Genomic DNA, 9988 nt, shown 5'->3' with positions numbered 1-9988 from the left:
GCATGTAGTGGGATTAGCGACTGGCCACCATGACGGCTTCACCGACGGTTTTCCATTGAACGACTGGACTGTTGTTGTCGAGGGATGCTGCATTTAGCAGGGCGGTCGCGTTAAGCCCGGTGGCTTTGCAAGCGTTGTGGCAGCGCATGACCCAATCGATGTCTCTCATGGTTCTGGCCTGCTTGAACATCAGCTTCGAGGTGAGCATGGTGACTTCAGCCGTGGTCCATTTCATTAATTGGGCCAGACGGTCGTTGACGACACTTCCCTCGCTACCGGAAGCGTTCGCGAACTCCAGGTAACTCAGCAGGCTTTCTTCCGGCTGCTGGTAAGTATTCATGAAGTGGTTGAAGCGATCGAACAGATACAAGGTTTTGAACGACAGCCTCAGCTGTCCATCCGGTGTGTCCAGCCAGTGGGCAGTGTTCAGGAGCGCGCGCAAGGCCTTGTTGCTCAGCTGCAACCGAACTGCGGCTTCGGTGTGACGCAGAAGCGGGTGCAGTTTGTGCGCAAGTTTGTATGGGTCTTCAATGTCCAGGGCTTTGGTGAGAACTTTATGGACCGAGGTTCTCGCCCATATCACTACATCCTTTGCACAATTCATGGGCAGCAGAAAGGTTTCCTGCAGAAACGCTTCGATCAGGTGCTGCTGACGATCATGGGCGAGCAGCAGAAGGTTTTTAAGTTTTTGTGTGCAGTCGTTCTTGAGCCTGAGGTCTTTGTCGGGATCCGCATCCAGCGTCAACTCAACAAAGATTTTATCCAGCGCATTTGTCAGCTTCTGCGGTACATCGTCTTTGATCGAGGGGGCGAAATTTTTTACCAGACCTTTATCATCGAGTAGGGTACTCGCCAGCTTCGCCTGCCAATCAATGTTTTCCGGCAGTGCCAACGTCGCCAATTCTTGAGCGGTTACCGCGCACTGGCGCGTTTCGGCGACAAGTTTGGTGAGGTGATGCTGCAAATCCCCCAAGAGATAGTCGTCATTGGGATGCAGTTCAAGAACACGTTGCAGCATGGAGATGTCATAGGCGGACTCTTTGATCCAGCGGGTTATCCAGTCCAACTGCATCAGGATATCGAGAATGTTGAGTGCAGAAGCTTCCTGAGGGGGGACACTCAGAACGACTTTATCGATCTCGCCAGAAAAGGTGCCAATCGAAGTTAAAGACCCTTCTCCACGGATTGATTGCAGGATCATGTTCGTACATTTTCGGTGGGTAAGCTCATCGAAACCGGCACCATGCCACTTGATGTTTTGGCCCTCCAGTGATGTGGCACTGGTCGAGTCGGTGGTTTGAATCTGGTCAATGGTGATCCACGGTCGTTCCTCGTCGCCTGACTCAGGGATTAAACTGACATCAAGTTTTTTGATTGTCGTGGCGTCGGCAAACCATGAAGTATTGGTTCGCAGGGTTGACCCGGCAAGCAGGGTAGCTTCACCCGGATCGCCGCCCTCCGGTAGCTGAAAATGCGCGACCAGCTCGAAATACTGATCTGCTTTTTGGCCCCTGATCTGAAAGGTCCGTCTGCCGGTGTTACCGGTTGCCAGACACCTTGAAATACTTTCCCCGCCCAGAAAATTTTCCAGCGTCGACAGTTCGGCAATCGAAAGACCGAACATCCGCGCGGTCCGTGCCTGGCGATAAATGGACGACAGCGTGAGCAAGTCACACTTGAGCGAACCCAGGTATTTCTGCGTGTTTTTGACGACCCGAAAAAGTGAGTCCTCTGTCAGAGGCAGGCCCAGGCTGACGCTCAAGTGCTGGAGAATGGTGTGAGAGACCGGGTCCGAATCGTTCGCCTGGAAGTCTCGACCATCGAGCTTCAGTGGCTTTTCGAATAGCCGAGCTTTATTGAATACATTATCGAATAGGGACGTATTGTCGCCGGTAGCGCATGGAGATACCTGGTGCAGCAGCGCTGCAAAGTCTTCAGCCGTGATCGAGTACCGCCGGTTCAAAAAACGATAAACACCGAGAGCTCGAATGACATAGCTGTCGAGTTGCATCTTTGAATTGGCTCGCGACTGAGATTCCAATGCGCTGCATATCAGGGTGTCCAGCTCGTTGAACGGAATTGCGAGCCAGCGCTGGAGGCGGATCATTCGATGCAGGCGTTCGAATTTATCTTCGGTCGCATTGGCTATTTCGCCGGGCCTGTTTTCGTTGTCCAACGTCATGCTTTTATCATCGGTAGCGACAGGGCCGTTTACATAACGGGCGCCATAGGGCCGGGAAAAAGGTGCCCCCAAGGAGTAATGAGGAGATGTGCGAGGCGCAGATTTACCTTGTGCCAGCAATGCTTCCATTTGCTCGGCTTCAAGTTCGGTTCGCTCCAGAAAGGTCGGTATTTTTTTCAGGTCGGAAATCGACGTGAAGCCATAGATTTTTTCCCAGTAGCTGTCTTTGCGCTTGCGTTCCTCGGGGGTGGGCCGTTCGTGTACCTCATCTGTCAGGATTTTTTCGGCCCAAGCTGTCAGCAGCGCTTGCTGTTTCGGACCAAGCCCGGACATCAGCATCTGAGCTTCATGAGACGCAGTCTCCAGCACCTTGCCGTACGAAGAATTTCTGGAAGGCGTGATAGGGAGGGAATCGCTGATGAGATAGTTCAGCTCTCCGAGCGTCGGTTTGTTCGCGCTCAGCCCCAGTAGGCACTGATGGTGGAAAAACTCATACGGAAGGGCAAAGGGGTAATACCTATGCGCTAGAACCTCATAGGTCGACTTGCCTTCGTCATCGGTGGTCTGCAGCGCCTTCTGAATGTTTTTGTCCAGAATCGCATTGACGATTCCGAGCATCGGTTGCGCAGTGAAGGTGCTTTGCTGATCAATCGACAGATCGGCGAGATCCGGGCGACGTTTTGCCAATGGGATTCGGTTGGTTTTTTCATCCGGTAATTGCGAGACGCTGGATTCCAGTTGCAGGGCAAACCGGTACAGCGCTCTAAGGTAGGCGACCGGTGAATCGATGGCGGCGATCGAATCATTTTTACAGGCGTCGTCCCAATTCTCTTTGAACAGATGAGTATAGGTGGGGCCCTGTTTCTCGATCGCACGAATGCCCAGGGGATGCCATTGATGCTGTGCTGTTCCGTCTGACGTCCGCTGCTCTCGATAGAGGTGGCTGATCTGGGCCGCGTAACATCTGGCGTCGTTGTAGAGCGAACCGGCGATGCTGCCAGCATGGACCTTGAACATCTCGTCGTTATCGAACGCGCTAACTAAATGATCCTTGAAACCGGCTTCGGTCATCCCGGTGATATCGAACACCGAGGTAAGCCCGAGCTTTTCTTTAAAGCGCTTTTCAAATTCTGCTGTTTTGTCTTCGGGGGCGTAGGCCTTGATCAATGTATCGAGTAAGGATTTTGCGTTGCTCTCGGTTGAGGGGGTGTCGACCATGCCGATGCGTCTCTGAGGAGGTGGAGAGATCGACATTACGGTGTGGCAGGCGGGAGCGCTGTCAGCTTCTTCGTTCAGTGGGAACGGGAAACTTCGCTACTTGGCGGGAGGAATGGGGTGGGAAGGTTGTAGGATTTTGAACGGCGAATAGTCGGGAGGTTTGCCAGTAAACCCCAGACTCACCAGTAACGATACTGGCGGGTCTGGGGCACGCTGTTACACCCGGAAGTGACTCACCATCATCTGCAACTGATTACCCAACCGCGCCAGTTCAACACTGGACGCAGCGGTTTCGTCGCTGGCGGCGGCGGTCTGTTCGGACACGTCGCGTACGTTGATGATGCTGCGGCTGATCTCTTCGGCCACGGCGCTTTGTTGCTCGGCGGCGGCAGCGATCTGCTGGTTCATCGACTGGATGTTGGACACCGTGCGGGTGATGTTTTCCAGTGACACGCCAGCCTTGCGGGTCAGCGCCACGCTGCTGTCGGTCAGGGCGCGGCTGTTGTTCATCACGGCCGACACTTGTTGGGTGCCGTTCTGCAGACCGGCCACCAGGCCTTCGATTTCCTCGGTGGATTTCTGCGTGCGCTGGGCCAGGCCGCGAACTTCGTCGGCCACCACGGCAAAACCACGACCGGCTTCACCGGCACGGGCCGCTTCGATGGCGGCGTTGAGGGCCAGCAGGTTGGTCTGTTCGGCCACGGCCTTGATTACGTCCATGACGCTGCCGATCTTGTCGCTTTCCTGCTGCAGCACGCTCATGGCTTCGGTGGAGCGCGCCACTTCGCTGGCCAGACGCTCGATCTGGGCGATGGCTTCGTTGACCACTTTATCGCCTTCTCGCGCTTGGCCATCAGCGGCGGCTGCGGCCTGGGACGCTTCTTCAGCGTTGCGCGCGACTTCCTGCACCGTGGCAGTCATCTCGTGCATGGCGGTGGCCACTTGATCGGTCTCGATCTTCTGGCTGTTGACCCCGGCGCTGGTTTGCTCGGTCACGGCCGACAGTTCTTCAGCGGCGCTGGCGATCTGGGTGACGCCATCGCGGATACCGCTGATCAAATCGCGCAGGGTCACGCCCATGCGTGCGATGCCTTGTTGCAACACGCCGAGTTCGTCGCGGCGAGTCACTTTGACGTCTTGGGACAGATCGCCGCTGGCGATGCGCTCGACCACGGCCAGGGTCTCGCGCAACGGGCCGGTGATCTGACGGGTGATGATCACGGCGGCAATGACGCCCACCAGCAATGCCAGCAAGGTGCTGATCAGTTGCAGTGTGCGGGCCTGGGCGCTTTCGGCGTCGCGGCGGTCGAGTTGGATCTGATACAGGTGGTCGCTCAGGGTCACGATGGTGGCGCCCTGTTCGGTCATTTCCTTGCGCGCCTGCACCGCATCGGTGTTGGCGGCTTTATACGCTTGCAAGGCGCTGCGGTAATTGCTCAGCGCGGCTTCCAGCTGACGCAGAGCGTCTTGCTGGGTCTCGGCGAAATGTACGTTGAGCGGTTTCAGGCTGGCGATGGCCGTGTCCAGTTGGGCGACGGCTTTTTGCTCTGTCTCGGCGTTGGTGCTGGCCGTGTAACCACGCACTTCGTAGCGAGCCAGGATGAACGCTTCCTTGGCGGCGGTGATGGCCTGGAACTGTTCGAAGCGTTGGTCGCTCAGGGGCATTTGCTGCACGCGGGTGCTGATTGCTTCGATCAACTTGCTGGCGGTTTCAGCATTGGCGCCCATGGCGTCGCGGGCGCTGTTACCGGTGCGGTAGGCGCTGCGCATTTTGTTCAGGGATATCTGGTAAGCGCTGATGGTCGCGCTCTGCTCTTTGAGCAGCTTGACGTTTTCCGGGCTTTTGAATGTCGACAGCAACGATTGTTGCTGAGCGATGAAACCGTCGAGGGTGGTCTGCACATTCTGTGCGGCGGTTTCGTCGCCGTTGGTCAGCATGTATTGCAGGCGAACCACGCGCAGTTTGGTCAGGCCGGCGTTGAGCTGAGTGATATCGCTCATCCAGTTGCTGCGGTCAATCAACCCGCCCAGGCTCTTCCAGCCGGTCAGGGCGAGGACGCAGGTCAGTGCCAGGACCAGGCCGAATCCCAAGCCCAGTTTCAGGTTCACGCTGATATTACCGAACCAGCTATTCATCAATATTCCTCCAGGAACGTTGTGCTTCTTGATCGTCGGTTGGCTGGAAGATTGTTGTTTTAAGAGCCAGCAAGGGGGTAGCAGGTGTGTATCGGCAGCAATTCCGAGATCTGAAAGGTTTTGCTGTATCGATTCTGTAACAAGGTTTTTGGGGGCTTAAGCTTTTTTTCACATGAGTTTCACTGGCTGCCGACGTGCGCCTCTTTACCCTCGCGCATCAAATGAAAGTGGTGCATGCCGGCGAGGCGGCCTGATGTGGAATTGAGACTGAGTCTGTTCGGGATAAAACGCTCGATCGATCTGAGCCCTTTGGCTCGTTATCGAAACGCCGCAGTCGTGCTGGCATCTGCCTTGTTGGTTATTCCGCTGACGGTTTGGCTGTTGCGGCCCGCCGCCGTCCCTGACCTGGCCCATGGCAACGTGGCGGGTGCCCGTGCGTTGGCGATCGGTTGGGCCAAGGGCGACATGATCGTGCTGATGCGTCACGTCGAGCGCTGCGATCACTCCACGGCTGCCTGCCTGAGCGGCAATGATGGCATCACCGATCGCTCCCGTAGCGTGGCGGTGAGTGTCGGCGCGCAGTTCGAGCATTTGGGTCTGGATCAAGCCGACATCTATAACAGCCCGATGAAGCGTACGGCGCAAACCGCCGGTTACATGTTCAACAAGGTCGGCGTCGGTGAAGACTGGTTGATCCGTTGCAGGGGCAGCATGCTGCGCGATGCCTTGGCGCACAAGGTGGCCGGGCGCAACCTGATTCTGGTGACCCATAGCGAATGCATGGCGCAGCTCGAAAAAGACCTCAAGTTACCGACCGCGACCCTTGGTTACGGCGCTTCTCTGTTTATCTCCGCCAAAAAGTCCCAGCCGCCGCGCATGCTCGGTTTCATCGAAGCCTCTGACTGGCGCTCGGTGACCACTGAATGAACTTCACCATCATTCATCATTCATCATTCCTCATCCCGAACTGGAGCGGTGAGGTTGCGATCCAGTTGAACTCCTGAGTAGCAGCGTCCTTCCTGGCGCTGTTATTGTCTGACGTCAGGGAGTTTGTATTTAAGGACGATGCAATGGAGCTTGCGCTGGCGGTTGGCGCTCACAGATTGAGATTGAGTGCCCCCGACCCCGAATGGTGTAAAGCGTTGCAGCATGCGCTGAACGCCAGTTTTACGACCCATTCCGAATTTCTGCCCTGGGCAAAACCCTATACCACTGAGGACGAAGCCCGATCGTTCCTCGCGCGTGCGGTCGATGAATTCAAGAGCGAAACAGGTGAGCGGCGGTTGTTTATCGTCGACGATGCAGCGCACGCGATCATCGGCTGCATTGGCTTGAAGCCCCGGCGGCGCAACCGATATGTCGTCGGTTACTGGGTCAACTCCGAGTATTCGGGCCAAGGTTATATGCGCACGGCGCTCGAAGCACTGATCAAAAGCATGCCTGGTTTCACGTTTTACCTGACCACGGCCTCGGCCAACAGGGCGAGTCAGCGCCTGGCTGAAGCGGCTGGTTTTGGTTTGATCAGGATGTGTTATCGGGCGCGGTATTCGGAGCCGCATGGGGAGCAGGATACGTATTTGTACCGGTTGAAATGCCTGTAGGAATTGCCAGAGGTTGTTGGTGCACCGGTCACTTGAGTTGACCGCTAACAAAACGGCAGGCAAAAAAAAGCCCGCGGGAGAGCGGGCAAACCGTAGTTTCTTGAATGAGCGAGGGGAATGTACAGGTTGGAGAGAGGTGGTTGGGTGAAGAAAAATTCATGTGGATGGAAGCCTTCTCGGTATTGCCACGAAGAGACACGAAAATCATTGCTTTGCTGAGGCGCTAAAAAACAAGCAGGATCTGGCGCCATTGCGGGTCGTGGTAGAAAAGGAATTGCTGCACCACGACATCATGTTGGCGCTGAGTTCTGCTGGCATGCTCGCCAAACTGACCTTTATTGGCGATACCTGTTTGCGTGCTTGCTACGGTTCTAACCGTTTAAGTGAGGACCTGGATTTTACCGGTGGTGCAGATTTCAATCGCGAGAGCCTGACCGAACTTGCCCATGTATTGGTCACCACACTGAAAACCAAATATGGCCTTGAAGTTTTGAAGTCGGTGAGCCTGTTCGTGAGGAAGGGAATGTCGACATCTGGAAACTGAAGGTTCAAACCAGACCAGGGCGCAAAGATCTGCCGGCACGGCGCATTAACATCGACGTGTGCTCCATCCCGAGCTATCAGCCACAGCCAATGCAGTTGCTTAATCCTTATGGCGTCGAAATGGGCACAAGCGGTCTGATCTTGCAGGCTGAAACGCGCGAAGAAATCTATGCGGACAAAATCGTAGCTTTCGCTCTGCGGCCTGGGGCGGTTCCTGCCGGGGGAGTTGGTAAATCAAACCGTTAATGAACCGGCGTTCTGGACGTTTTTGGTTGGGCATATACGTGATTTGTATGTGGCTACAGATAAAGCGCTGAGCGGCCATGAGAGTGTTCAGAGTTTTGGCTTCAAGATGTGGAACCGAAGGATACGCGGTAGCAGTCGCAAAAATGGGCGACCTCAATGAGGTCGCCCATTTTGTTTTTCTACGCCGAAACCTGTGTCTGTGACCGTCGCATGTATCGATCCATGACAACATCTTCATTTGATCAACGAGCGCGATCACTCAGTGAAAAACGGGAGGCTTGCCCACGGCCACCGACCCGTTCGGATCGATGTTATCCCGCGCTCGGTTGACCAAAAGTTCGGTCAACACCGTCAACTGATGGAGAGCCAGCGCCACATTGTGCTGCGAGCCTTCGAGTTGGTTGGCAAAGTCCAAAGTCATGACGTTGAGGGACGCCAGGGTTTCGCTGGCATGAGCGAGCAGGGTGGTCGTGTCGACGTCGGGGCGGACGCTGAAGATGTTCCTGTTCAGGTTGCGCCGGCGGGCGCTGACGGCGCGTTCGGTGGCTTGGGGAACTTGGGTTGGGTCGAGGGTTTCAGGCTCTGAAGTGGCCGGATTTTCAACTAAATGCAGGGTGATTTTTTTCATAAGGGCGTTCCATGGAGTTAGGGATCCTTACGCTGTTTCGGCTTGTCAAAACCGTCCGCAGGGTTTGTAGCGAAGAGTGAAGACTATCTTCCGGAAACCTTGTCCGCCAGTTCATGGAAGTCGCTACGGGTTGCGGGAAATTTCCCAGGATGACGTGGCTCTAATCTGTCAGAGAAATCCTTTTCACACTTGGGCGAAGCGTGGCTGCTCTGCGTTCATTGAGGTGCTCCCGCATACGTAACATTCAGCTCCCGATGTCACGTATTCGGAATATCCCTACCCGCTCAAATCCAAAAAAGGCACCTGCGATATGCTCGTCAGGTGCCTTTTTTGTGTTGGGGAGCGGCAACGATTTCCTATGCCGGGTTCGTTACGACGCCGAAACCTGCATCTGTAACCTTCGCCCAACCACATCCAGCAAATCGCAGCCATCGCGCAGCGAAGTCACCAGCACCCGCGCCAGTTCACTGTAAACGCCTTCGTTCGCGGCGAAGCTCTCCAGCAATTGAGTCGCGGTGCGGATGCGGTAGGCCGCCGTTTCATGCAGCACATCCAGCGGTGCTTCGGTGTCGATCAGCAGCGACGCAATGGTGCAGTCGATGCCGGTGACCGGCATGTATCGATCCATGACAAAACCTCCATTTCGATCAACGAGCGTGATCACTCAGTGGCAGACGGGCGTGACCGAAGGCAGGGGCGAATCGAGGTTGTCCAGCGCTCGATTGATCAACATCTCGGCCAGCACGGCCAGTTGCTGGGTCGCCAACGCCACGTTGCGATGCGAGCCTTCGAGCTGGTCGGCCAAGTCGGTGGTCATGACATTCATGGAGGCAAGGGTTTCACTGGCGTGAGCGAGCAGGGTGGGTGTGTCGACGTCAGGGAGGATGGTGAAAACATGGCTCACGGGATCGGGCTGTTTCGGGTCGCGCAAGCGGGCGCTGACGGCGCGTTGGGTGGCTTTGGAGAGTTGGGTCAGGTCGAGTTCTTCCGATTCTGAAATGGCTGGGTTTTCAAGTGGATTTCGGGTGGTCTTTTTCATAAGGGCGTTCCATTGATTTAGGGGCCCTACGCTATTTCGGCCTGTCAAAACCGTCCGCCGGGTTGCAGCGAAGATGGAAGGTTATCTTCTTGGATTGTTACTTGCCAGTTCATGGAGTTCGCCACAACTTGAGGGAAATTTCCTAGGACGGAGCGGGGAGCCAGCCAGAATTGTTTCAGAAGGAGGTTCTGGATTTTTCATGGCGTTCGACGGTGACGACATTGGGCTGGGTGCCGATGAGTGTTTGATGCCAAACACCAGATGCAACAAAACCCGCAATTGGCGGGCTTTGTTAGCTTCGATTGGGCCGGGGCCGTTTGAACTCGGCTTTTTTATCCCCGATTTTATTGGTTCTCGCCAATAGTTCAATTTCTGGGGATACAGCACGCTCCCTT

9 protein-coding genes and 1 pseudogene are annotated in these 9988 nt (G+C 55.6%); 4 read left to right on the top strand and 6 right to left on the bottom strand.

What is annotated here, in order from left to right; genetic code table 11:
• Window positions 1-13: 13 nt before the first annotated feature.
• The 3 genes and pseudogenes from TU81_RS29140 to TU81_RS31285 all read right to left on the bottom strand — a co-directional run.
• The gene (locus TU81_RS29140; RefSeq protein WP_053078307.1) at window positions 14-3400 is read right to left on the bottom strand and encodes a Tc toxin subunit A; all 3387 of its coding nucleotides are present in this window, start codon (window positions 3398-3400) and stop codon (window positions 14-16) included.
• A 216-nt stretch (window positions 3401-3616) separates the two neighbouring features.
• A complete protein-coding gene (locus tag TU81_RS31290; RefSeq protein ID WP_408003886.1) occupies window positions 3617-4321 on the bottom strand; it encodes a methyl-accepting chemotaxis protein in 705 nt (234 codons plus the stop codon).
• Window positions 4322-4522: 201 nt separating this feature from the next.
• Window positions 4523-5401 (bottom strand): annotated as a pseudogene (locus TU81_RS31285) (methyl-accepting chemotaxis protein); the annotation flags it as partial.
• Window positions 5402-5791: 390 nt separating this feature from the next.
• Here TU81_RS31285 and pmrG point away from each other — a divergent pair.
• From pmrG to TU81_RS30965, 3 genes are all read left to right on the top strand, one after another.
• Window positions 5792-6463 carry a lipopolysaccharide core heptose(II)-phosphate phosphatase PmrG gene (pmrG, locus tag TU81_RS23230; RefSeq protein WP_048396700.1) on the top strand — a complete coding sequence of 224 codons (672 nt, stop codon included), beginning with the start codon at window positions 5792-5794 and terminating at the stop codon, window positions 6461-6463.
• A 143-nt stretch (window positions 6464-6606) separates the two neighbouring features.
• Window positions 6607-7137, top strand: coding sequence for a GNAT family N-acetyltransferase (locus TU81_RS23225; protein WP_048396654.1), 531 nt, complete (start codon window positions 6607-6609; stop codon window positions 7135-7137).
• Between the two features lie 160 nt (window positions 7138-7297).
• Entirely contained in the window at window positions 7298-7681 is a 384-nt protein-coding gene (locus tag TU81_RS30965; RefSeq protein WP_267885939.1) for a nucleotidyl transferase AbiEii/AbiGii toxin family protein, read from the top strand.
• A gap of 504 nt (window positions 7682-8185) precedes the next feature.
• Here TU81_RS30965 and TU81_RS23215 read toward each other — a convergent pair.
• The 3 genes from TU81_RS23215 to TU81_RS23205 form a co-directional block, all read right to left on the bottom strand.
• Window positions 8186-8554 carry a DUF6124 family protein gene (locus tag TU81_RS23215; RefSeq protein ID WP_048396652.1) on the bottom strand — a complete coding sequence of 123 codons (369 nt, stop codon included), beginning with the start codon at window positions 8552-8554 and terminating at the stop codon, window positions 8186-8188.
• Between the two features lie 370 nt (window positions 8555-8924).
• Complete coding sequence (locus tag TU81_RS23210; protein WP_038978867.1) at window positions 8925-9182, bottom strand: hypothetical protein; 258 nt, start codon at window positions 9180-9182, stop codon at window positions 8925-8927.
• A gap of 36 nt (window positions 9183-9218) precedes the next feature.
• Window positions 9219-9593 (bottom strand): DUF6124 family protein, encoded by a 375-nt coding sequence (locus TU81_RS23205; protein WP_048396649.1) that lies wholly within the window; start codon window positions 9591-9593, stop codon window positions 9219-9221.
• A 73-nt stretch (window positions 9594-9666) separates the two neighbouring features.
• On the opposite strand from TU81_RS23205, the gene TU81_RS30360 reads away from it, so the two are divergent.
• Window positions 9667-9957 (top strand): hypothetical protein, encoded by a 291-nt coding sequence (locus tag TU81_RS30360; protein ID WP_151152253.1) that lies wholly within the window; start codon window positions 9667-9669, stop codon window positions 9955-9957.
• Window positions 9958-9988 lie beyond the last annotated feature (31 nt).

The sequence above is a fragment of the Pseudomonas lini genome, assembly GCF_001042905.1.
GTDB classification, from domain to species: Bacteria; Pseudomonadota; Gammaproteobacteria; order Pseudomonadales; family Pseudomonadaceae; genus Aquipseudomonas; species Aquipseudomonas lini.
This window is presented reverse-complemented; position numbering and strand designations above follow the sequence as displayed.